This is a genomic window from Nonomuraea maritima (assembly GCF_900100395.1).
Taxonomy (GTDB): Bacteria; Actinomycetota; Actinomycetes; order Streptosporangiales; family Streptosporangiaceae; genus Nonomuraea; species Nonomuraea maritima.
The window spans coordinates 60,012-81,160 of sequence record NZ_FNFB01000005.1; the positions used below are offsets into that span (position 1 = coordinate 60,012).

Below are 21,149 nucleotides of genomic sequence, written 5' to 3' on the forward strand. Positions count from 1 at the left end.
GTACAAGGCGGGTCTCCCCGAATCAGTCGGGCGGCGTGTGCCAGGGCTTCCACCGCCTCGACGCCTGCGCGGTACGAACCGTACATTACGGTCCGCGCGCCCGGCGCACTACCCGCTCAGGGCGTGGTGCTCGCGGCGCGGCGCAGGGCGGCGACCGTGCCGAAGGCGCTGAGGAGGACCGCGCAGAAGAAGACGCTGAACGCGGTGGCCCCGGCCAGCAGCCCGGCCGTCAGCCCGTGCCCGGTGACGATCACGCCGAGCGCCGGGGCCCCGATGCCCTGGCACAGGTAGCCGACGAGGTAGCCGCCGGAGACCATGCTCGCGCGGTGGTGCGGCGCGGCGTACCTGTTCAGGACGGTCAGGCCGCCCGCGAAGTCGAACGCGTACGCCGCTCCGGCGCAGGCCGAGGCGAGGAAGAAGACCGTCAGCGAGTGCGTGGCGCCGGTGAGCACGAACAGCCACACCGCCGCGACCGACCCGGCGGCGCCCACGATGACCAGCACCCACACGTCGAGCTTCCTGGCGACGAGCGCGTTCAGCGTGATGCAGCCGGCGAACACCGACAGCAGCAGGCCCGTGACCAGGGCGTTGGTCGAGCCGGCCAGCTGCTGGGCGATCTTCGCGCCCAGCGGCAGGACGATCGAGCCGAGCAGGAACGACGAGGCCATCGCGATCGACCCGGCGGTGAAGATGCCGCGGTTGCCGCGTGGGATCACGATGGCGCGCACCCGCCAGGGCTCGTCGGTCTCGTCGCGCGTGTGGCGCGGCATGCACAGCACCAGGAGGCCGACCACGGCGATGATCGCCGCGAGGACGACGAAGTTGAGCCGCAGCGGGTACGGGGCGTACTCGGTCAGGGCGCCGCCGACCAGCATCGCGAGGGCGATCCCCAGCGCGGAGACCGCGGTGCCGATCGCGCCCGCGCGCTTCTCCTGGCCGGGGCCGCTGAACTCCACCATGGCGACGTTCGCGGCGCCCAGTGACAGGCCGACGCCGAGGCCCATGAAGGCGCGTCCGGCCAGCAGCCATCCGACGTCCGTGGCCACCGCGAACAGGAGCACGCCGACGAGTTCGGCGCCGAGGCCGAGCAGCATGGCGGCGCGGCGGCCGATGTGGTCGGACAGGTCGCCGAAGATCACCAGGACCGGGATGAGGGCGATCGGGTAGGCGGCGAAGATCCAGGTCACCGTGGTCGTCGAGATGTGCCAGCCGGACTGGTAGAGCGGGTACGTCATGGTGGGGCAGGCGCTGGTCCACAGGGCGAGCGCGACTACGGCGCCGGCGGTCCAGAAACCGCCGCGCGCACCGAGGTGGGGCACGGGAACTCCAGGCGAGAAGGGTGAACGCCGGACTGGCTGACTTGCTCAAAGAAAGCTAGCACTGCCTGGATAGCCTGGTGCAAGCCAGGGGTTTATCCTTTGCACATGCCCAAGACGCTCGGACGTGACTCCACGTGCTCCATCGCGCGCAGCCTCGAGATCCTCGGCGACGCCTGGACGCTGCTCATCGTCCGGGAGGCGCTCGTGGCGGGCTCGACCCGCTTCCAGGAGTTCCAGGAAGCGCTGGGGACGGCGCCGAACATCCTGTCCAAGCGGCTGGCCGCCCTGGTGGACGAGGGGCTGATGCTGCGCCGCGCCTACCAGGAGCCGGGGACGCGGCCGCGCGACGAGTACGTCCTGACGGAGGCCGGTCGCAGCCTGGCCGTCGTCATCGCGGCCCTGGCCGAGTGGGGCCGCGAGCACCGCCCCCGCCCCGACGGCACCTCACCCCGCTTCGTCACGGACGACGCCAGAACCGCCGACCTCGCCTTCGTCACAGCCGACGGCCACCGCATCCCCGCCTCCACGCTGACCGCCCACCGCATCTCCGACCACTGACCCCTGCATCGCCCAGCCCGGCCGCACGCTTCTCGCCTCGTGGGTGAGGCGCTTTGTGCATGAGCGTTCCTGGTCGCGGAGGTGTGTGGGGCGCGTGGCTGCGTCCGCCGGCCTGCCGCGCGGGCCTGCGGCCTTTGCCGGAGGCGGACGAAGGTTTGTGGTGGAGCACCCCTGGCAGCCGGCCGGCTCCGTGCCTGTTCCCTCCACGCGGCCGGGGTGGGTCAAAATTCGTTTGCTGGAATATGGGGGATAAATCGTATTTGTGGGACTAAAACGGAGCATAACCTCCCTTTTGGGGGCGCGCCGCCCGGGCGTGAACGTGCACCACGCAGGAGAGCCATCGTGCTGGATGACCGCAGAGCAACCGGACACTCCCCGCACGCTGTCTTCGGCGAGCGCGGCAAGCTGCTGAACATCGCCTTCAGGATGCTCGGCTCGACCCCGGACGCCGACGAGGTCGTCCAGGACACGTACGCGCGCTGGTTCGCCCTGTCGGACGAGGAGCGCCGCGCCGTCAGGTCGCCCGCCACCTGGCTCATGAGGACGGCCGGCCGCACCTGCCTCGACCATCTCGCCGCGGCGCGGACGCGCCGCGAGCAGTACGTGGGGGAGTGGCTCCCGGAGCCGCTGCCCGGCGACACCCGCTGGAACAGCAGCGCACGCACCGAATGGATCTGCGACCCCGCCGAGCACGTGACCTTCGACGAATCGGTCAGCATGGGCGTGATGGTGGTGCTCGAATCGGTCACCCCGGCCGAGCGGATCGCGTTCATCCTGCACGACGTCTACGACCTGCCGCACACCGAGATCGCCTGCGTCATCGGGCGTGTCCCGCCCGCCTGCTGCCAGCTCGCGGCCTCGGCCCGGCGGCACATCCAGGAGCGCCGGCACCGCCCGGTCGCTCCCGAGCAGCATCGCGACGTCGTCGCCGCCCTCAGGCAGGCCTGCGCGGACGACGACCACGACGCCCTGGCCGGTCTGCTGGACCCCGAGGTCAGCGTCCGTTCCGACGGCGGGGGGAAGGTACGGGCGGCCCTTCGTCCCGTCCACGGCCAGGAGAAGGCGGCGCGCTTCCTCCTCGGCCTGCTCCGGCCGCAGCACGGCCAGCGCCTCGCCGAGGAGACCGTCAGCGGGCACCCCGGGCTGGCGGCGTACGTCGACGGCGAGGTGGTCGCGGTCGTGGCCACCGATGTGCGGGACGGCCGCGTCTGCGACCTGTGGATGATCCTGAACCCCGACAAGCTCCACGCCTGGCGATGCCTGCAGCCCGCGCGATGCGAACAGGGTGACGGCTGAGGCCGGATAGCTTGTAGGCTCGGCGAACGCGCGATGAACGGCCGAGCCGGCCCCGCGGCCCTCGGACCTTTCCTACCGGCGACGGCAGACGGGGCGTCCGCAGCCGTCCGGTTCAGCAGCGGGAGGTCAGCCTTGCACCGCACCGGAACCAACCTTCCCGCCGTCGGCGAGTACAACCAGACGGTCGTCCTCGATGCCATCCGCCGGCGTCCAGAAGGCATCACGCGGTCCGAGCTCGCCGCCCTGACCGCGCTGAGCGGCATGACGGTGACGAAGGTCTGCCGGCGCCTGCTCGCCGCTGGCCTCGTCGACGAGCACGGCACGCGGACGAGCGGTCCCGGCAAGCCCGCGGCGGTCATCAAGCTCAACCCGAGCGGCGGCTTCGCCGTCGGCGTGCACATCGACCCGGCGGCGGTGACGTACGTGCTGGTCGACCTGTCGGGAACGGTCCGCGACCACTCGCGCACCGGCACGCCCGTCACGGGCGACCCGAGCGCGGTCATCGAGGAGATGGCGAACGCGATCGAGGCGCTCATCGCGGGCTCGGCCGTCGACAGGTCCCGCATCATCGGCATCGGCATCGCCTCGCCCGGCCCGGTGGACGTCGGCGACGGTGTGCTGCTGAACCCGCCGATGATGCCGAACTGGCGTCAGGTGCCCCTGCGCCGCGCGCTCGCCGAGGCGACCGGCCTGCCCGTGCTGCTGGAGAAGGACACGACGGCCGCGGTCGTCGCCGAGCTGTGGTTCGCGGCGCCCGGCAGCAGCCGCGACTTCGCGTTCATGTACTACGGCACGGGGCTCGGCACCGGCCTTTCCGTGTCGGGCGAGGTCGTGCGCGGCATCAGCTCCAACGCGGGCGACGCGGGCCACATCACGGTCGACCCCGCCGGGCCGGTGTGCCACTGCGGGCGGCGCGGGTGCGTCGGCTACGTCACCGTCCCGCGCGCGCTCGTGGAGCGCGCGGTGCTCGACGGCGTGCTCTTAGCGGACGAGGCAGGCGACCTCGACGACATGGTCGCCGTGGACGCGGCGTTCACCAGGCTGGCGGCGCTCGCCGCGACCGGTGACGCCGGCGCGCGGGCGATCCTGACCACCGCCGCCCGCTCGCTGGCGCGCGCGATCGTGCTGCTGGTGAACCTGCTCGACATCGACGAGGTCGTCTTCGGCGGCCCGTTCTGGGCGCGCGTCTCGCCCGTGATCCTCGACGCCCTGCCGGAGGCGGTACGCGAAGACCCGGCTCTGGTGAGGCCGCACCCGATCCGGTTCAGCCAGTCGGCGATCCCGGTCGACGTGGCCGCCGTCGGCGCGGCGACGCTCGTGCTCGACAACACCTTCTCGCCCCGGCCGTCCGCGTTGTTGCTGGCTGCGGAGTGAGCGCCCCCGACTTTGTCCTCACAAAGTCTTGCGGGCAATTTGAAAACATGGTTTGCTAACCCGCCAGGGCGCCCGGCGCTTGAATCGACACCGTCGCGTCTACCCCTGCCTTCATGGGCACTCCCCCGACCCCTCGACTGAGGCGTGATCGTCGGCTCGTCCAGCGCCGTCGCCAGTCAGAAGGAAGACATGAGCAACAGAGTCACGAGCATTCGTCTCGCGGGCGCCGTCGTCGCCACGGCAGTCGGTATCTCCGTACTGGCCGCGTGCTCGTCGCCCGCTCCGTCGGGCGACACCTCCGCCGCCGCGGCCGCCTGCGAGCCCGCGAAGGGCAAGGTCACCCTCCAGTACTGGAACACCGTTCCGGGCATGGACAAGGTCGTCGACCTGTGGAACAGCAAGAACCCGAACATCCAGGTCGAGATCAAGAACATCTCGAACGACATGTACGGCACCATCGGCAACGCCCTGAAGGCGGGCAACGCGCCGGAGCTGTCGCAGATCGGTTACGACCAGCTGCCCAGCCTGCGTCTCCAGAGCGCCTTCGCCGACGCCTCGGTCTGCCCGGACGCCCTCGCCGTCAAGTCGAAGTTCGTGCCGTGGGCCTGGTCGCAGACCAGCTTCGGCGACACAGGCGTGTTCGCGTTCCCGCAGGACACCGGCCCGATGGCCCTCTACGTCCGCAAGGACCTCTTCGAGAAGCACGGCCTCGAGATCCCCAAGACCTGGGACGAGTACGCGGCCGACGCGCAGAAGCTGCACGACGCCGACTCCGACCTCAGCATGACGTTCTTCGACCCGAACAACGCCGAGTTCTTCAACGGCCTGCTCTGGCAGAACAGCGCCAAGATGTACGACTACTCCGGCGACAAGTGGCAGGTCACCGTCGACAACGACAAGAGCCGCCAGGTCGCCGACTTCTGGCAGAAGCTGATCGACGCCAAGCTGGTCCGCACCGACCTCGCGCACGCCACGACCCCGATGTACGCCGCGTACCAGAAGAACCAGATCGCCACCTACATCGGCGCCGCCTGGGGCTACAGCATGCTGCGTGACAACCTGCCCGACCAGAAGGGCAAGTGGACGATCGTCCCGCTGCCGACCTGGGGCACCAGCACCGCGTCCGGCAACTGGGGCGGCTCGACGGTCGCGTTCATGAAGGGCAACACCCACCTGTACGAGTCGGTCAAGTTCAACACCTGGCTGAACACCGACCCGGAGGCCCTCGCGATGGAGAACGAGCTGGGCGGCCTCTACCCGGCCTCTCTCGACGGCCTGGCGCTGCCCGCGCTCAAGAAGGGCGTCCCGTACTACGACGACCAGAAGATCTTCGACGTGTTCGCGGAGTCGTCCAAGAACATCGACAGGACCTGGTCGTGGGGCCCCACGCAGAAGACGACGAACCTGGCGCTCCAGGACGCGCTGGCCAAGGCGGTGGGCGGTGAAGGCAAGCTCACCGACGCGCTCGCGGCCGCCCAGGAGATGGCGCTGAAGTCGATGCAGGAGCAGGCGATCCCGGCAGCGGCGGGCAACTGACGCCGGCATGACCGACATCGCAACCTCCGCGACCCGCGTGGCCGCAGTGCCCGGAGGCCGTCGTCGTCGACTGAACGGCGGCGGCCCCAGGGCCGGCACCATCGCGGCGTTCCTGACCCCGTTCTTCCTCCCGTTCTTCCTGTTCCACCTGGTGCCGGTCGCGTACGCGTTCTGGCAGAGCCTCCTCGTCGTACGGCGCGAAGGCGGGCAGTACGGCACCTCGTACACCACCTTCGGGGGTTTCGAGCAGTACCTGCTGGTGGTGCAGAACACGGAGTTCTGGGGGAGCATCGGGCGCATCGGACTGTTCGGCGTCGTACAGGTGCCCGTCATGCTGTTCGTCGCGCTGATCATGGCCCTGCTGCTCGACAGCCCGCTGCTGAAGCTGAAGTCGTTCTTCCGCATCACGGCGTTCATGCCGTACGCGGTGCCGGGCGTCATCGCCGCGATCATGTGGTCGTTCCTCTACTCGCCGCAGCTCAGCCCGGTGGTCGACCTGCTGAACGGCATCGGCGTGGAGGCCGACTTCCTCGGGCCGAACGCCGTGCTGTGGTCGGCGGCGAACGTCTCCACCTGGCTCTGGACCGGCTACAACATGCTGATCATGTTCTCGTCGCTCCAGGCGATCCCGCAGGAGCTGTACGAGGCCGCCAGGATCGACGGCGCGAGCAACTGGGCGATCGCGTGGCGGATCAAGGTGCCGATCATCGCCCCGTCGGTCATCCTCACCACGGTGTTCTCGATCATCGGCACGCTGCAGCTCTACGGTGAGCCGGCCGTGCTGCGCCAGATCTCCTCGAACATCTCGAGCACGTACACGCCCAACATGCTCGCCTACGCGGTGGCCTCCGGGAACAACTACCAGCAGGCAGCGGCGATCTCCGTGGTCATCGCCGTCATCACCTTCGTGTTGAGCTTCGGGTTCATGCGACTGACCTCGAAGAGGGCCGGACTGTGAACAAGCAGAGCGCGATCCGCGAGAGCCTGGTCAGCCGCACGGCCGCCATGGGCCTGATGTTCGTCCTGGCGATCTACTTCCTGCTGCCGATCTACTTCCTGATCGTCGCGGCCACGAAGGCGCAGGGCGACCTCGCCTCGACGTTCGGGCTGGCGTTCGCGAACTTCAACCTGTTCGAGAACCTGGACACGCTGTTCGGACGCAGCGACGGGATCTTCGCGCAGTGGGCGCTGAACAGCGTGATCTACTCGGTGCTCGGCGCGGCCGTCGGAACCCTGATCTGCGCGGTGTGCGGCTACGCGCTCGCGAAGTTCAGGTTCCGGGGCCGGGAGTTCCTGTTCTCCGTCATCCTCGGCGGCATCCTCGTCCCGAGCACCGCGCTCGCGTTGCCGCTGTTCCTGCTGTTCTCGGCGACCGGGCTGGTCAACACCTATCTCGCGGTGTTCCTGCCGAGCATCGTCAGCCCGTTCGGCGTCTACCTCGCGCGCGTCTTCACCAACGCCGCCGTGCCGGACGAGCTGCTGGAGTCGGCGCGGCTGGACGGCGCCGGTGAGTTCCGCACGTTCTTCTCGGTGGCGTTCAAGCTGCTGACGCCGTCGCTGGTGACCATCTTCCTGTTCCAGTTCGTCAGCATCTGGAACAACTTCTTCCTGCCGATGGTCATGCTGCAGAACGAGTCGCTCTTCCCCATCACGCTGGGCCTCTACCAGTGGAACGGGCAGACGGCCCGCATCTCGCTCCTGCAGCAGTCGGTGATCACGGGCTCGCTCGTCTCGATCGTGCCGTTGATCATCGTCTTCATCCTGCTGCAGCGCTACTGGCGCACCGGTTTGGCTGCCGGCTCGCTCAAGTAACTGTTTGTCGGGAAGGGTGGGCGGCGGGGTCGTTGCTGACGCTTCGGTCTCGCCGCCGGCTCGCTCAGGTGAGCGTCGGGAGCGGCCGGCGATGGGTCGCGGGCCGCTCCCCGTTCACATGGTCTGGTCGGTCGGGCGGACGAGGATCTCGTTGACCGCGACGTGCTCCGGCTGGCCGATCGCGTACACGACGGCGTTCGCGATGTCCTCCGGCTGCAGCGTGCGCATGGAGGCGCCCAGCCGCCGGGCCATCTCGCGCCGGTCCGGGTCCGTGATGTGGCTGACCAACTCGGTGGCGACGAAGCCGGGCTCGACGATCACGACCCGCACCCCCTGTGTCGTGACCTCCTGCCGCAGCGCCTCGGAGAACGCGGTGATCCCGAACTTCGTCGCGGCGTAGACGCCGCCGCCGGCATGCACGATCCGGCCCGAGGTCGAGGAGATCTGCACCACCGTGCCCCTGCCCTCCAGCAGGTGCGGCAGAGCCGCGTGGACGGTGTACATCGACCCGAGCAGGTTGGTCTCCACCATGCGGGTCCACTCCGTGGTGTCCGCGTCCGCGATCGGGCCGGAGAGCATGAGCCCGGCGTTGTTGACCAGGACGTCGAGGGCGCCGAACCGCTCGACGGTGCTCGCGACCGCCGCCCGTACCGACTCCTGGTCGGTGACGTCGAGGTCGAGGGTCAGCACCTCGCCCGGCGCCTTCCTCGCCAGCGACTCCAGCCGGTCGGCGCGCCGGGCGCCCACCGCGACCCGGGCTCCCTCCGCCGAGAGGGCCAGCGCGGTGGCCTCGCCGATGCCCGACGACGCCCCGGTGACGAGGACGACCTTTCCCTGCAGCGTGGTGTTCATGTTCTTCCTTCCCCGATAAACGGACCGCTTGGTCAGGTTTGATGCTAGCAGCAAAGCGGACCGGCCGGTCAGGTTGGGTAGACTGACGGACGGAAGGAGGCCCATGGCTGGAAAGACGCCCGCCGGCTCGGCGCGCAGCGACGCCGTGCGCAACCGCCGGCTGCTCCTCGACGCCGCCGCCGAGGCGTTCGCCGAAGGCGGGGTCGAGGTGTCCATCGGTGAGATCGCGCAACGCGCCGGCGTGGGGAAGGGCACGGTCTTCCGGCACTTCGTCTCCAAGGACGAACTGCTCGCCGCGATCATGCTCGGCATGCTCGACGAGCTCATCGACACCGCCTCCGGGCTGACCACCGCCGACGACCCGGGTGCGGCGCTGAAGGGCTTCCTCACCGCCGGCGTGCAGATCTTCGTCCGCGACCGCGCGTTCTGCGAGGTCATCGGACGCCCGTCGCTGCAGCACGCGGAAGTGCGCGCCGCGATCGACCGCCTGTGCGACGTCGCGGAGCAGCTCACCGCCCGCGCCCGCGACCGGGGGCTCGTCCGTCCCGGCATCACCGGCACCGACGTCGCCCTGCTCATGGCCGGCGTCCAGCAGACCGCGGCCCCGCTGCTCGCCGCAGAGCCGCAGGCGTGGCGGCGCTACCTCGACCTGGTCTTCGACGGCATCACCGCCTCGACGGGCCGCGAACTCCCGTACCCGCCGCCGTCCCACCTCTCCCTGGCCTGAACGCGCGCGGCCCCGCACCCCTCAGCACGGGGTACGGGGCCGCGGCGTGACACCGACTACAGGTGGCGCCCCCACCACTCGAGGACGGCCTCGAACCGGGCCACCCGGTGGCTGGGCAGGCCGGAGCGCGACAGCTCGTGCCCCTCGCCAGGGAACAGCAGGAACTCCGACTCCACCCCCCGCAGCTGCAACTTGACGAACAGCCGCTGTGCCTGCTCCACCGGGCACCGCCAGTCGTGCTCCGAGTGGATGATCAGGAACGGGATGTCGATCTTGTCGGTGTGCGTGAGCGGGCTCTGCTCCACCCAGCGCGCCGGGTCATCGCCGTACAGGTCACGCGCGAACGACCAGCCGATGTCGCTGCTGCCGTGGAAGCTGTCGATCGCGTTGACGGCGCGCTCGCTGATCGCCGCCTTGAACCGGTCGCCGTGGTGGGCGGCCATCCACGTCGTCATGAATCCGCCGTGCGAGCCGCCGAGCACACCGGCGCGGGAGGCGTCCAGGCCGCCGGTGGCCAGGGCGGCGTCGAACAGCGCCACCAGGTCGATCGCCGACAGGCGGCCCACGTCGCCCATGATGTGCCGGCCGTGCGCCTGGCCGTAGCCGGACGAGCCGCGCGGGTTGCCCATGACGACCGCGTACCCGGCCGAGGCGTACACCTGGGCCTCGTCGAAGACGTGCCAGCCGTACTGCGCGAAAGGACCGCCGTGGATCATGAGAAGCACGGGGTGCGGGCCCTCGCCGGCCGGGCGGACGATCCAGCCGTGCACGGGGTAGCCGTCCGGAGCCGTACCGGTGATCTCCTCGATCGGCAGCACGTCGATGCCGGGGCCGAAGGAGGTCAGGGTGATCTCCTTGCCGTCGCGCAGCGCGATCAGCTCGCCCGTGCTGCGGGGGTCGGAGACGGCCGCGACGGTGACGTCCGCGGCGTGGGCGAAGGCGTTGACCTCGCGCGAGCCGTTCACCAGCACGGTCGGCTCGCCGCCCGCGTACGGCACCAGCAGCAGGTCGACGGCGCCCCGGTTCTCGGCGGTGACGAGCACGCCGTCGGCGGCCGGCACCTGTGGCGACCCGGAGAGGTGGAAGCGCTCCTCGTCGGTGAGGCGGCGGGCCTCGCCGCCGGAGACGGGCACGAGCCAGAGGCCGAGGTTCCTGGCGACCAGGTGGCGGCCCTCAGGGCCGGCGTGGGCGCCGAGGAAGCACAGCGACTCGCCGTCAGGGGTGAAGCACGGCAGGGCCACCGACAGGTCGGTAGCGGTCACGCGGCGCAGGCCGGACCCGTCGGGGGCGCACACCCACACGTCGTCGGTGAGCGTGCTGTCGCGCTTGTCGTGCCGGGCGGCGGTGAACGCGAGCAGCGCGCCGTCCGGGCTCCAGGTGACCCCGCCGTGGTCGAAGTCGCCCTCGGTGACCTGGGACGCGGCCGGCTCGTCGGCGAACGGGTCGACGACGAAGACGTGCGTGCGCCGGTCGAGGGAGAAGCCCAGGTTGTCCCACCGGTACTTCAGGCCGGTGATGCGGCGCGGCCGCTCCTGCTCGGGCTTGGCCTCGCCGTACCGGCCCTCCTCGGGGACGCGCGCGACGAACGCCAACCGCCGCGAGTCGGGGCTCCACACGGGAGCGCTGATGCCGAGCGGCTGGTCGGTCACCTTGCGCGGCTCGCCGCCGTCGGTGGGCATCACGTAGAGCTGCGGCTTGGCGCCGTCGCCGCCGCGGACGAAGGCCAGCCACGCGCCGTCGGGGGAGTAGGTGGGCTCGGCGTCGCGCGGACCCCTCGTCAGCGGGCGAGGCTCGGCGGAGCCGTCCGTCGGGACGAGCCAGAGGCCCCCGCGATACTCGTCGGCTTCGAGGTCCGGCCGGGTCACGGCGACGACCGCATGCTTACCGTTGGGCGAGATCGTCGGAGCACCGAGAGCCGGCAAATGGGCGATATCCGCAGGTTTCATGCTGAAGACAGTAAACCCACTGCCTGAGCCGTTCACAGTGGCCGGGAGATCACGATTTCCTGGGACGACCGCTGGAGAACGAGGCTCTTCAGGTCCACGGTGCGGGCCATGGCCCGGGCGCCCGCGTCGTTGAGGTGCATGCCGTCGCCGCTGTCCAGAGCGGGGTGGATGCGGTCGGGAGCGTCGGGGTCCTCGACGGCTCGGGCCACGTCGAAGACCGCGTCGAACGTCCCCGTCGTACGGATCCAGTCGTTCACCTCGCGTCGCGCGGCGAGGCCCGCGGGCGTGCTCAACCCGCCGGCGGCGCCCCCGAAGGGACCGATGGTGGCGGCGAGGATCTTCAGGCCGGCCTGGTGCGCGCGGCCGGCCAGCGCCTCGAAGCCCTCGACGAGGACGTCGGAGGTGACCCGAGGCTCGCCGGTCATGGCGGGAAGGACGAGATCGTTGATGCCGAAGTGCACCAGGACATGGGTCAGCCCGGGGATCGCCAGGACGTCGCTGTCGAAACGCGCCAGCCCGTGCTCGCCGACCTCGTCGGTCAGCAGGCGGTTTCCCGCGATGCCCTGGTTGACGACCCATCCCCGCGGCAGACGCCGGTTGAGGAAGTCGACGGAGCGGTTGTTCGCGCCGCTCGTGGTGCCGACCCCTTCGAACCAGGAGTCGCCGAACGCGACGGCGACCGCGGTGTCGTCGGGGGCGAGCACGTCCACCCCCGCGACGTAGAACCTGCCTTGGACCTGCTCGGCCCCGGGGTGGACGGGCGACCTGCCGCGGACCACGCGGGCGGTCTGCGCGGGCATGTGCGAGTAGGTGGCCGGCCCCGTCTCCTCGGGGAAGTAGAGGCCGAGGTGCAGGTCGGCGCCGGCGGCGACGGGAAGGTCGGCCGGATCGCTGACGATCTCCGCGCCCGGCGGGACGGTGACCGTCCCCGAGCCGCCGAAGGTCAGACCGGCCTGCCCGTGCTCGGTGGCGGCCCGCGCGGCGCCGAGCACCAGGGGGCCGCGGCCGTGCCGGTTCGTCAGGCGTACCCGGACGCGTTCGCCGCCGCCGGCCATGTGCAGCACCTGATGCACCGTCTGGTCGGCGAAGCCGCGCGGCCTGCCGAACTGGATCCGCCCGTACGGGCTGATCACCCCGGTACGGAAGGCGGCTGTCCACCTCATGCTGCGAGCCGGTCGGCGTGGTCGCGGGCGAACTCGGCGAACGTCCTGCCTGGACGGCCCGTCACGGCGGCGTACGTGGACGTCGTGTAGTCGCCCCAGCCCGCGTCGTACGCCGTCAGGTACTCCGCGGTGACCCTCGCGTCCCACTCCTTCGCCCCGGCGGCCATCATCGCGGAGCAGGCTTCGTCGGGGCTGACCGGCTGGTAGGCGATCGGTCTGCCGTACACCTCCGACAGCAGGCCGGTGGTGTCGCGCAGCCTGATGCTCTCCGGGCCCGTCAGGGTGTAGATCGCACGATGGTGCCGCTCGGGATCCCGCAGCACGGTGGCGGCGAAGTGGCCGATGTCCCGTACGTCGATCAGGCCGATCCGGCCCTCTCCCGGAGCGCCGCGGAAGGTGCCGCCGTCGACGGAGCCGAGCAGGTTCTGCATGAAGTACGCAGGGCGGACGACGGTCCAGCCGAGTCCGGAGGCCGCGAGCTCGACGTCCGACAGGGCGTGCAGCCTGCCGTTGCGGGTGGGCGCGTCGTGGCCGGCGCCGATGGCCGACATGCGGACGATGTGCCGTACGCCCGCCTTCCTGGCCGCCCAGACCGCGTTGCTGCTGGCGTGCGTGGAGTCGGGACCCATGGCGAGCAGCAGCCACACCGTGTCGACGCCCGCGAAGGCCCGCTCCAGCGTCTCGGGGTGGTGGAGGTCGCCGACCGCGACCTCCACGCCTGACGGGGCTCTGCTTCTGTCGCGGACCAGTACGCGCAGGTCGGCCGTTCCTCGCAGGGAGCGCAGCACCTCTCGGGAGACCGTGCCGTTGGCGCCGGTGACGAGGATGGTCATCGGACGGTCCCCTCCTCCACGGAGACGACCTCGGCGATCAGGTCGAAGAACGCCTGGATGCCGGGCAGGTTGCCGCCCTTGGCGCGGGAGGCCGCGAAGTCGGCCGGGCCGGCCCACTCCACGATGTCCAGCCATTCGGTGTCGGACAGCTGGACCAGCTTCGCGCCCAGGAAGCCGTGCCGGTCGGCCTCGAAGTCCGCGAGCATCTCCTGGCGGGCGGCCAGGAGGTTTGTGGTGTTCTGAGGAGATACGCGGAACCTGGTGAGTTCTACTGTCGTGGTCATGCCGCGACGATATAGTAAGAGATAGTGACAGTCAAGATTAGTGACTAATTGGGAGAGTGTGCGTGATGCGGAGGAGCGAGCGCAAGCGTGAGGCGCCCGACCTGGGGATCCTGTCCGGGCAGACGCTGTTCGGCCTGCAGAAGGAGCTGTTCTCCCGGCTGTCGGAGATGGGGCACCCGCGGGTGAGGCCGCGGCACGGGGCCGTACTGGCGTACCTCGACGTGGAGGGCAGCCGGGCCTCCGACCTCGCCGCGCAGTCGGGCCAGCACAAGCAGGTGATCGGCACCTTGGTGGACGAGCTGGTGGCGCTCGGATACGTGGAACGCCGTCCCGACCCGGCCGACCGCAGGGCCAAGCTCATCGTGCCCACCGAACTGGGCCGCGACCACATGGAGAAGTCGGACGCCGTCCTGGCAGAGATGGAGGCGGAGCACGCGAAGGCGGTAGGGGAGGAGGCGTACGCGGAGTTCAAGCGCGTCTTCGCCCTCGTCGCCCAACGCCAGTCCAGACCGAGGTGACCTCACCGGCACCCCACCGCCCCGGTCCGGATCGGGCCGGGAGTGGCGGTCTCAGGACAGGGCGGGAGGGGTGGCTCGGCGGTGGGTCATGAGGCCAGGCTGTAGAAGCCGATCGGTGAGTTCGGTCGGAAGCCGATGCGCGGGTACACCCTGGCGCCGTCGACGGTGGCGTGCAGGGTGGCACGGGTGAGGCCGGTGGCGCGGGCGCCCTCGTACAGTGCCTTGCGCGTGACCGCCTCGCCGTACCCCCTGCGCTGCCACTCGGGGTCGGTGGCGACGAGCGCGACGAACAGGCGGCCGTCCGCCTCGACGGCCCCGGCGCACGTCACCGGGACGCCGTCCCGCAGGCCCAGGTAGGCGTGCACCTGCTGCTTCCACAGCGTGGAGCCGACGAGCCCGTCACGGCCCTCCTCCAGGGGGAACCCGTACGCGCGCGAGTTGAGGTCGGCGTACGCGCGCAGGTGCTCGTCGGTGGAGACCCGCACGAACGTCAGCTCGGGGTGCGCCGGCTCGGGGATGGGCAGCAGGTCACCGGCCATGCCGGTGCCAGGGAAGGCGTACGCGAGCCCGGCCTTCTCGGCCGCCGTCGCGAGGGTCTCGCGCGACTCGCCGTCGAGCAGGCCCTCGAAGAGCCACAGGAAACCGGGCCGCTCCTTGGAGCGCATGATGTCGGCCGCCTGGGCGAGGCGCTGCGCGAGCAGTTCGGCATCCGGGTGGACGTCCGTCAGGGTGACGGCGTTCCAGAACGCGAGCGGCTGTCGGCCCAGCGGACGGCGATGCCCGGAAGGTCGCGTACGTCGGCCTCTGGGTTCCGGTCGCGCACCATGGCCCGCCACGCCACGGCCAACTGCTCCACCGATTCCTGGGAATGCAGCAGATGTGTCATGAATATCCCCCTGTATGTGAATGGCCCGCCCCCGGGCCTCCGTAGGACTCGCCGATCCGCCTGAACAATTCGCGAGCGTGCCGCACGCACACGACGAAAAGGCGAGAACCGTACTCGAGCCAATCCTGGAACAAGAAAAAGAATGCGCTGAGCCCGATATTCGGTCAACCCGCGGAGCGGCTCCAGACAGGGGTCACCAACCCGGGTTCGAAGGGGCCGGACTTCGCTCTTGCCGCGAGATCCGTGCGTGTCACTCGGCGGGCTGCAGCCGGTCGAGCCAGTCGCCGAGCAGGGCGTGCTCCGCGCTGGTCAGCACGTCCCCGATCGCGCCGTCCTGGCGGAGGGCCTCGCGTAAGGCGGCCGCCCTGAGGGCGACCTCGGGGATTCGTGCGGCGGGTTCGGCGTCGGTCGTGGCCGCGCGCACCAGGTGGTCGAGCGCGGTCGTGGCGAGCTGCGGGTCGCGCTCGGCGGGCGGGGTCGCGATCAGCGTCAGCGTGACGCCCACGCCCGTCGCGTAGAAGAGCTGCGTCGCCTGGTCCACGCTGACGCGCAGCCGTCCGGACGCCGCGACGCGGGAGACGATCCGCCGCAGCAGGCCGAGCGCCTCCCGGCCCGCGCGGCCGCCTTCCGGGGAGGGCGTGCCGCCGAACATCAACGTGTAGACGGCCGGGTTCGACAGGCCGAAGTTCACGTGCAGATGCCAGGTGCCGCGCAGGTCGGTGACGGGATCGTCGGTCGTCACCGTCTGTTTGTCGGCGAGGTACCGCCGGAAGCCGTGGGCGGCGACGGCGTCGAGCAGGCCCTCCTTGTCGCCGAACAGGCGGTACAGGGTCGGTGCGGTGACACCCGCGGCCGCGCTGACCGCACGCGTCGAGACGGCGTCCCGGCCGCCGACGGCGAGCATGGCCGCCGCCGCACGCAGCATCCGTTCCCGAGTGTCCATCGCCCGCACTTCCCAAGATCGACCCGACCTTACGAAGCTATGCTATCCACGTTACGTGGATATTGTAACGATGGAACGGACGCCGAGCGGCGGCTCCGGTCGCCCGCGGCTCTCGCCGTCACTCGGTGCCGGAACAGGACTGGATACTCCGCTACCGGTCCGCGTACCCGCTGTTCAGCGCAGCAAGGATCGCTGATCGGTTTCCGGGATCCACACCCGCGGGTCGGACGGCGAAGGGAGCGTGGGCGTCGGCAGCCGTTGCAACAGCGTGCGGAGCCGGGGGCGCTGGTTGCGCGGGTGCCAGACGGCGCTCGTCGTACACGTCCACCCGTAGGGGTTCATCCACTGCCCGGCCCGACCGCACCGCCCGGTCGAACGCGGACACCGCCTCGACGGCGTGAGGCAGCAACCGCCGCCCCGCATCCGTCAACTCCACGGTACGAGTGGTCCGTTCGAACAGTGGTGCGGCCAACGTCTGCTCCAGCCGGCGGATCCGCTTCGACAGCGCCTGCTGGCTGACGAACAGCCGCTCGGCGGCCCGCCCGAAGTGCAACTCCTCGGCGGTGACGACGAACGCGCGCATGCCCTCGATGGTGGCCTCCACGCCGCGAGCGTGGATTGAAAACCGCTGGTTGTCAATCCAAGGCGAACAGTTGTTGGACGTCGTTCTTCTGCCGCGTGTTGACTGACTCCCGCGGAGAGGAGTTTCCATGCAAACAGTAGAAATACGTCCAGAGCTACATGTGCTCCTGCTCGAATTCGGCCAGGCGTACCTGTGGAACGACGCGGGCGCGCTCACCCTCATCGACAGTGGCATCGCCACGTCCGGCGGTGAAATCGCGGCCGCCGTCGGGGTTCTGGGCTTTCGCCGAAGTGACGTCGAACGCGTGGTGCTCACCCATTTTCATGAGGATCACTGTGGCGGGGCGGCCGAGGTCAGCGGATGGGGGGACGTCACCGTGATGGCCCACCGGTTGGATGCACCGGTGATCCGTGGTGAACGGTCAGCTCCTCCGCCGCTCCTCACGGACGAGGAGCGCGCCCTGCACCACGCGCTCGGCGCCCACCTGCTCCCACCGGCACCTCCCTGCCGCGTCGACCGCGAACTGGAGGACGGCGACGTCATCGACCTCGGCGGCGGCGCACGGGTGATCCACACCCCCGGCCACACCGACGGCAGCATCGCCCTCCACCTGCCCCATGCCGGCGTGCTCTTCACCGGAGACACCGTCGCGCACGCCGCGGGGCAGGTCATGCCCGGCGTCTTCAACGTCGACCGGGCGGAGACGCTGCGCTCCTTCCGCAGACTGGCGGCCATCGACGCGTCCCTGGCCTGCGTCGGTCACGGCGACCCCGTCCCCGACGCCCACACCACCCTCACCGCGGCGGCAGCGGCCCTCCTGTGACCGAATCGGTCACATGACGATCGAGTACGTCCCCGTCCCCGGCGACGGCCCGCGGGGCGATCGCCCGCCGGCTCGCCGAGGTGGTTCCCGGTGCGCGCCTGGAGATCGTGGCCGCGGCTGACCACTACCTGCCGCTGCGCGCCCAGGAACCGCTCATGAAGATCATCCTGCGCGGCTGACGCGCGTCATCCGTGGGACGCGGACCGCGCGTGCGCGTCGAGCAGGTGGGCGACCGCCTCCGTGACCTGGACGGCGAAGGGGATGTTCAGCCACTCGTCCGGCACGTGCGCGTTCGAGTCGCTCCCGAGCGCCCCGGTGACGACGAACTGCGCGTCCGGGTAGCGCCTGCCGAGCAGCTCCATGAACGGGATGCCGCCACCGATACCCATGCTCTGGCACGGCTTGCCGAACACCCGGTCACCGATCTGCTCCAGGGCCGAGGCCAGCCAGGGCGACGGCGCCGGCGCGTAGAAGCCGTTCAGGGCCATGAAGTCAGTGACCTCGACCTGCGCCCCGTACGGCACGTCCGACGTGAGGATCTTCTCCAGCGCGGCCCGCGCCACCTCGGCGTCGACGGTCGGGGGGAGGCGGAAGCTCAGCCGCAGCGAGGTCGAGGCGCGCAGCACCGCGCCCGCCACCGCGGGGTCGGGGAGTCCGGCGGCGCCGGTGATCGACAGAGTCGGCCGCCAGGTGTTGTTGAGGATGAGCTCGGCCTCGTCGTCCACCACCCGCCGCATGCCCGGCGCCAGCGGGAGCGGCGGCACGGCGACGCCGGGGTGCCGCGCGGCGAGTTCCGCGGCCTCCGCGCGCCGCTCCTCGGGGATCGGCACCACCATCTCGGGCACCTTCACCTCGCCGGTCTCCGGGTCCTCGACGCGGTCGAGCAGCTGACGCATGATCCGGAACGAGCTCGGCACGATGCCACTGCCGAGCCCGGAGTGCACGCCGTGTTCGAGGACGCGGACCGTGACGGTCGCCTGCACCCCGCCGCGCAGGCTGGAGGTCAGCCACAGACGCTCGTAGTCGCCGCCGCCTCCGTCCAGGCAGACCACCAGCGCCACCTCGCCGAGCCGGTCGCCCAGGTGGTCGAGGTACGCGGGCAGGTCGGGGCTGCCCGACTCCTCGCCCGTCTCCAGCAGGATCACCGCCCGCGCGTGCTCGCCGCCGGACGCGCGTACGGCTTCCAGCGCGGTGAGGGCGGCGTAACCGGAATACCCGTCATCGGCCGAGCCGCGGCCGTACAGCCGGCCGTCCCGGATCACCGGCTGCCACGGGCCGAGGCCCTCCGACCAGTCGCCGAGCGGGGGCTGCTTGTCCAGGTGCCCATAGAGCAGGACGGTGCCGTCCGACGCCGCGCCCGAGGTCGCGGGCACGTCCACCAAGAGGAGCGGGGCGCGGCCGTCGAGCTGCACCACTTCGCACCGCGCCCCGGGGAGGTCCCGCGCCGTCACCCAGGCCCGCACGTGCTCGACGGCCGCCCGCAGGTGCCCGTGCTCCTCCCACTGCGCGTCGTAGGCCGGCGACACGGCGGGAATCTCGACCAAGCCGGAAAGGCTGGGGAGCACGTCCTTCGTCCAGGAGTCACTGATGGATTCGCGAAGTCTTTCGTGATTCATGCAGTCATACTGCCGCATCATTGGGAGCCCAGGTACTGCCGCTTTCCGGTTCGCCGATCAGATCTTGACCGCTTGTCAGCAGCGTGAGATATTCCGTTCGATCTTCATGATTTTCGGTATCGGCGCCGGGCACTCACACCTTTCTGCCAGTTCAACGCGCCATCAGACCTATTCGGCGCGCCCTCCCCCACCGCGCGAAAGGCCACCCGATGCAAGTGCGTGCACCCAACGGTCGAAGTCTCACGGTCGACGGAAATCCCCAGCCCTTCATCGGCGGCTGGGCCTACCTCTTGTGGGCGCACGGCCCCAAGGGCGGTACCAGGTTCCAGGTCACACCGGCGGGGGCCGCCGAGGTCGTCTCCAAGCAGATGGGCGAGTGGTCCAAGTACACCGTCCGTGAAGCTCAGTGGAACGGTGGCCGGCTGCTGTCACTCGAAGATCCGCAGAGCGGCACCAACATGGTGTGGGTCGGACCACACAACGAGGTCTCCACCTTCTTCGCCGGCACGGGCGTCCCGTTCGAAGCCTTCATGGACATCCTGGCTCTGTTCGACATCCAGGACAAACCTGAGGGGCTCACCATGTTGCCCCGGGCGGGATCGGGCATGACGCTCGGCAACCTGCTGGCGGTCAACACCATCGACCAGGTCTGCAGCGTCCAGGTCAAGCCGGTCGAGGAAGCCTCGGAGACGATCCCGCGCTCCGCGGGCAGGCGCGTGCGGGGCGGCTCGATGTGGCGCGTCGACGAGCGCGACTCGGCCGGCGCCGTGCAGACCCGCTCGGTCTTCATGGTCAATGACAGCACCGCGACGACCGTGGTCGCCGCCCGCCCGGACGACACGCGTTTCATCAACGTCGTCGAGTCCATCTCGTGCAGGCTGGGCTGACGCGATGAGAGCCTTCCTCGACTCGCTGGCGGTGCTGTCCTTCCTGGGCACGGTGCTGTTGCTCTTCGCCTTCGCCGCGATGCTGAACATGGTCCGCGAGTTGCAGGCCAAGCTGCTGCGAGCGCAGGCGGCCGTGCCGGCGGCGCCGACCGTCAGGGCGGTGGACAGGTTCGGCTCGGACGACGGTGCGCCGACCTTCGTCCTGGTCGTGTCGGAGCACTGCCCCAACTGCCGTGACCGAGCCCACCGCCTTGCCGCCGTGGCGGGACCGGACCTGTCCTGGCACGCCGTGCTGCTGGCATCCGCCGAGCGTTGCGCCGAGTGGGTGGCCGACAGCCAGGTGCTGCCCGTCATCGACGCCGCTCTCGTCGGCACGGTCGCCGTCGGCGCGACCCCGACGCTGGTCAAGTACTCCGCCGACGGCAGGGAGGAGTGGCGCAGAGTCGTCGGTTCCGACGACGACCTCGACGCCCTCCTCGCCGTCGACTCCGCAGAGAGGTTGAGCGCATGACAGTCGATGTCGACCGATACTGGGCCGACGTGCCCTCGGTGGAGGACGAACCGGACAACGGCAGGCGCCGCAGCCTGACGTGGTCGGTGCCGTCCCGCCGGACCATCTTCAAGACCGCGGGCGCGCTCGGCGGAGCCCTGGCCCTGAACGTGCTGTCCGCCCTACCGGGCAGGAACAACGCCGCCCAGGCGGCAGTGGGCACCGAGTACACCAACTGCGCCGGCTACAACAACGCTGCCGGTTACGACAACAACACCAAGGTCTGCGTGGGCGCCCCCTACTCCAGGAGCTACTGCGGCGCCGACGGCTGGTTCCTGCGCGGCTCCGGCACCTGTTGGAACAGCTACGCCGTTCAGATGTGCGGAGCGGGCAGCCTGGCCAACAGGAACGCCTGGCGCTGGACGCACAGTGGCACCCCCTACCGGTGCGCCGACGGGTACGTCGCCGTCTGCGGTGGCACGACCTTCTACATCTGCTCGTGGTCCAACCCCTGATGAACAACAGCTTCGCCCCCGTACGGGTCGCGCTCGGCGTCACGTTGAGCGCGGCCCTGGTGATGGCCGCCCACCAGTTCTGGACCCCGTCGTTCGCCCTGCTCGCCTGGACGCTGATGGGGGTGACGGCCGGGTTCTCACTGTCCGGCTCCGTTTGAAGCCTCAACTCAGCGGATCTGCTGACCTCG

The 21,149-nt window shown here is 70.3% G+C and carries 23 protein-coding genes; 13 read left to right on the top strand and 10 right to left on the bottom strand.

What is annotated here, in order from left to right; genetic code table 11:
• Window positions 1–116 precede the first annotated feature (116 nt).
• Entirely contained in the window at window positions 117–1,319 is a 1,203-nt protein-coding gene (locus BLR04_RS10980) for an MFS transporter (protein ID WP_090762421.1), read from the bottom strand.
• A 105-nt stretch (window positions 1,320–1,424) separates the two neighbouring features.
• On the opposite strand from BLR04_RS10980, the gene BLR04_RS10985 reads away from it, so the two are divergent.
• From BLR04_RS10985 to BLR04_RS11010, 6 genes are all read left to right on the top strand, one after another.
• Complete coding sequence (locus tag BLR04_RS10985) at window positions 1,425–1,877, top strand: winged helix-turn-helix transcriptional regulator (RefSeq protein ID WP_143022010.1); 453 nt, start codon at window positions 1,425–1,427, stop codon at window positions 1,875–1,877.
• A 342-nt stretch (window positions 1,878–2,219) separates the two neighbouring features.
• Window positions 2,220–3,173 carry an RNA polymerase sigma factor SigJ gene (sigJ, locus tag BLR04_RS10990; RefSeq protein WP_218128821.1) on the top strand — a complete coding sequence of 318 codons (954 nt, stop codon included), beginning with the start codon at window positions 2,220–2,222 and terminating at the stop codon, window positions 3,171–3,173.
• 132 nt (window positions 3,174–3,305) lie between these two features.
• The gene (locus BLR04_RS10995; protein WP_218128822.1) at window positions 3,306–4,547 is read left to right on the top strand and encodes an ROK family transcriptional regulator; all 1,242 of its coding nucleotides are present in this window, start codon (window positions 3,306–3,308) and stop codon (window positions 4,545–4,547) included.
• A gap of 189 nt (window positions 4,548–4,736) precedes the next feature.
• Window positions 4,737–6,083, top strand: coding sequence for an ABC transporter substrate-binding protein (locus BLR04_RS11000; protein WP_090762961.1), 1,347 nt, complete (start codon window positions 4,737–4,739; stop codon window positions 6,081–6,083).
• A 7-nt stretch (window positions 6,084–6,090) separates the two neighbouring features.
• Window positions 6,091–7,041, top strand: coding sequence for a carbohydrate ABC transporter permease (locus BLR04_RS11005; RefSeq protein WP_090762425.1), 951 nt, complete (start codon window positions 6,091–6,093; stop codon window positions 7,039–7,041).
• Window positions 7,038–7,895 carry a carbohydrate ABC transporter permease gene (locus BLR04_RS11010; RefSeq protein ID WP_090762427.1) on the top strand — a complete coding sequence of 286 codons (858 nt, stop codon included), beginning with the start codon at window positions 7,038–7,040 and terminating at the stop codon, window positions 7,893–7,895. The genes BLR04_RS11005 and BLR04_RS11010 overlap by 4 nt, the downstream gene beginning before the upstream one ends.
• Window positions 7,896–8,009: 114 nt before the next feature.
• Here the strand turns inward: BLR04_RS11010 and BLR04_RS11015 are convergent, their stop codons facing one another.
• Window positions 8,010–8,747, bottom strand: a complete 738-nt coding sequence (locus BLR04_RS11015; protein ID WP_090762429.1) for an SDR family NAD(P)-dependent oxidoreductase — start codon at window positions 8,745–8,747, stop codon at window positions 8,010–8,012.
• Between the two features lie 103 nt (window positions 8,748–8,850).
• Here BLR04_RS11015 and BLR04_RS11020 point away from each other — a divergent pair, with 103 nt between their 5' ends.
• Complete coding sequence (locus BLR04_RS11020; RefSeq protein ID WP_090762431.1) at window positions 8,851–9,474, top strand: TetR/AcrR family transcriptional regulator; 624 nt, start codon at window positions 8,851–8,853, stop codon at window positions 9,472–9,474.
• Window positions 9,475–9,530: 56 nt separating this feature from the next.
• On the opposite strand, the gene BLR04_RS11025 is transcribed toward BLR04_RS11020, so the two are convergent.
• From BLR04_RS11025 to BLR04_RS11040, 4 genes are read right to left on the bottom strand one after another with little or no spacing between them, the layout of a single operon-like run.
• On the bottom strand, window positions 9,531–11,420 hold the full coding sequence (locus tag BLR04_RS11025; RefSeq protein WP_090762433.1) for a S9 family peptidase: 1,890 nt from the start codon (window positions 11,418–11,420) through the stop codon (window positions 9,531–9,533).
• A gap of 32 nt (window positions 11,421–11,452) precedes the next feature.
• On the bottom strand, window positions 11,453–12,583 hold the full coding sequence (locus BLR04_RS11030) for a GDSL-type esterase/lipase family protein (protein ID WP_090762435.1): 1,131 nt from the start codon (window positions 12,581–12,583) through the stop codon (window positions 11,453–11,455).
• Entirely contained in the window at window positions 12,580–13,416 is an 837-nt protein-coding gene (locus BLR04_RS11035; protein WP_090762437.1) for an SDR family oxidoreductase, read from the bottom strand. Before BLR04_RS11035 ends, BLR04_RS11030 begins: the two co-directional genes overlap by 4 nt.
• Window positions 13,413–13,700 (bottom strand): hypothetical protein, encoded by a 288-nt coding sequence (locus BLR04_RS11040; RefSeq protein ID WP_090762439.1) that lies wholly within the window; start codon window positions 13,698–13,700, stop codon window positions 13,413–13,415. The genes BLR04_RS11035 and BLR04_RS11040 overlap by 4 nt, the downstream gene beginning before the upstream one ends.
• A gap of 65 nt (window positions 13,701–13,765) precedes the next feature.
• Between BLR04_RS11040 and BLR04_RS11045 the strand changes: the two genes are divergently transcribed.
• Window positions 13,766–14,218 (top strand): MarR family winged helix-turn-helix transcriptional regulator, encoded by a 453-nt coding sequence (locus BLR04_RS11045; RefSeq protein ID WP_090762441.1) that lies wholly within the window; start codon window positions 13,766–13,768, stop codon window positions 14,216–14,218.
• A gap of 86 nt (window positions 14,219–14,304) precedes the next feature.
• On the opposite strand, the gene BLR04_RS11050 is transcribed toward BLR04_RS11045, so the two are convergent.
• The 3 genes from BLR04_RS11050 to BLR04_RS42290 form a co-directional block, all read right to left on the bottom strand.
• Window positions 14,305–15,054: a GNAT family N-acetyltransferase gene (locus BLR04_RS11050; protein WP_245740175.1), complete on the bottom strand. Its 750-nt coding sequence runs from the start codon at window positions 15,052–15,054 to the stop codon at window positions 14,305–14,307.
• Window positions 15,055–15,354: 300 nt separating this feature from the next.
• Window positions 15,355–16,047 carry a TetR/AcrR family transcriptional regulator gene (locus tag BLR04_RS11055; RefSeq protein ID WP_090762443.1) on the bottom strand — a complete coding sequence of 231 codons (693 nt, stop codon included), beginning with the start codon at window positions 16,045–16,047 and terminating at the stop codon, window positions 15,355–15,357.
• 151 nt (window positions 16,048–16,198) lie between these two features.
• Window positions 16,199–16,651 (bottom strand): LysR family transcriptional regulator, encoded by a 453-nt coding sequence (locus BLR04_RS42290; RefSeq protein WP_281191386.1) that lies wholly within the window; start codon window positions 16,649–16,651, stop codon window positions 16,199–16,201.
• A gap of 139 nt (window positions 16,652–16,790) precedes the next feature.
• Here BLR04_RS42290 and BLR04_RS11065 point away from each other — a divergent pair, with 139 nt between their 5' ends.
• Window positions 16,791–17,453: an MBL fold metallo-hydrolase gene (locus BLR04_RS11065; RefSeq protein WP_245740176.1), complete on the top strand. Its 663-nt coding sequence runs from the start codon at window positions 16,791–16,793 to the stop codon at window positions 17,451–17,453.
• Between the two features lie 185 nt (window positions 17,454–17,638).
• Here the strand turns inward: BLR04_RS11065 and BLR04_RS11070 are convergent, their stop codons facing one another.
• Complete coding sequence (locus BLR04_RS11070) at window positions 17,639–18,997, bottom strand: M20/M25/M40 family metallo-hydrolase (RefSeq protein ID WP_218128823.1); 1,359 nt, start codon at window positions 18,995–18,997, stop codon at window positions 17,639–17,641.
• 281 nt (window positions 18,998–19,278) lie between these two features.
• Here BLR04_RS11070 and BLR04_RS11075 point away from each other — a divergent pair, with 281 nt between their 5' ends.
• Genes BLR04_RS11075 through BLR04_RS40535 form a run of 4 tightly spaced genes read left to right on the top strand, consistent with a single transcriptional unit; the run spans window position 19,279 to window position 21,119 of the window.
• Complete coding sequence (locus BLR04_RS11075) at window positions 19,279–19,956, top strand: hypothetical protein (RefSeq protein ID WP_143022011.1); 678 nt, start codon at window positions 19,279–19,281, stop codon at window positions 19,954–19,956.
• Window positions 19,957–19,960: 4 nt separating this feature from the next.
• Window positions 19,961–20,467, top strand: coding sequence for a thioredoxin domain-containing protein (locus BLR04_RS11080; protein ID WP_090762452.1), 507 nt, complete (start codon window positions 19,961–19,963; stop codon window positions 20,465–20,467).
• On the top strand, window positions 20,464–20,961 hold the full coding sequence (locus BLR04_RS11085) for a hypothetical protein (RefSeq protein ID WP_090762453.1): 498 nt from the start codon (window positions 20,464–20,466) through the stop codon (window positions 20,959–20,961). Before BLR04_RS11080 ends, BLR04_RS11085 begins: the two co-directional genes overlap by 4 nt.
• Window positions 20,946–21,119, top strand: coding sequence for a hypothetical protein (locus BLR04_RS40535; RefSeq protein WP_176903029.1), 174 nt, complete (start codon window positions 20,946–20,948; stop codon window positions 21,117–21,119). Before BLR04_RS11085 ends, BLR04_RS40535 begins: the two co-directional genes overlap by 16 nt.
• Window positions 21,120–21,149 lie beyond the last annotated feature (30 nt).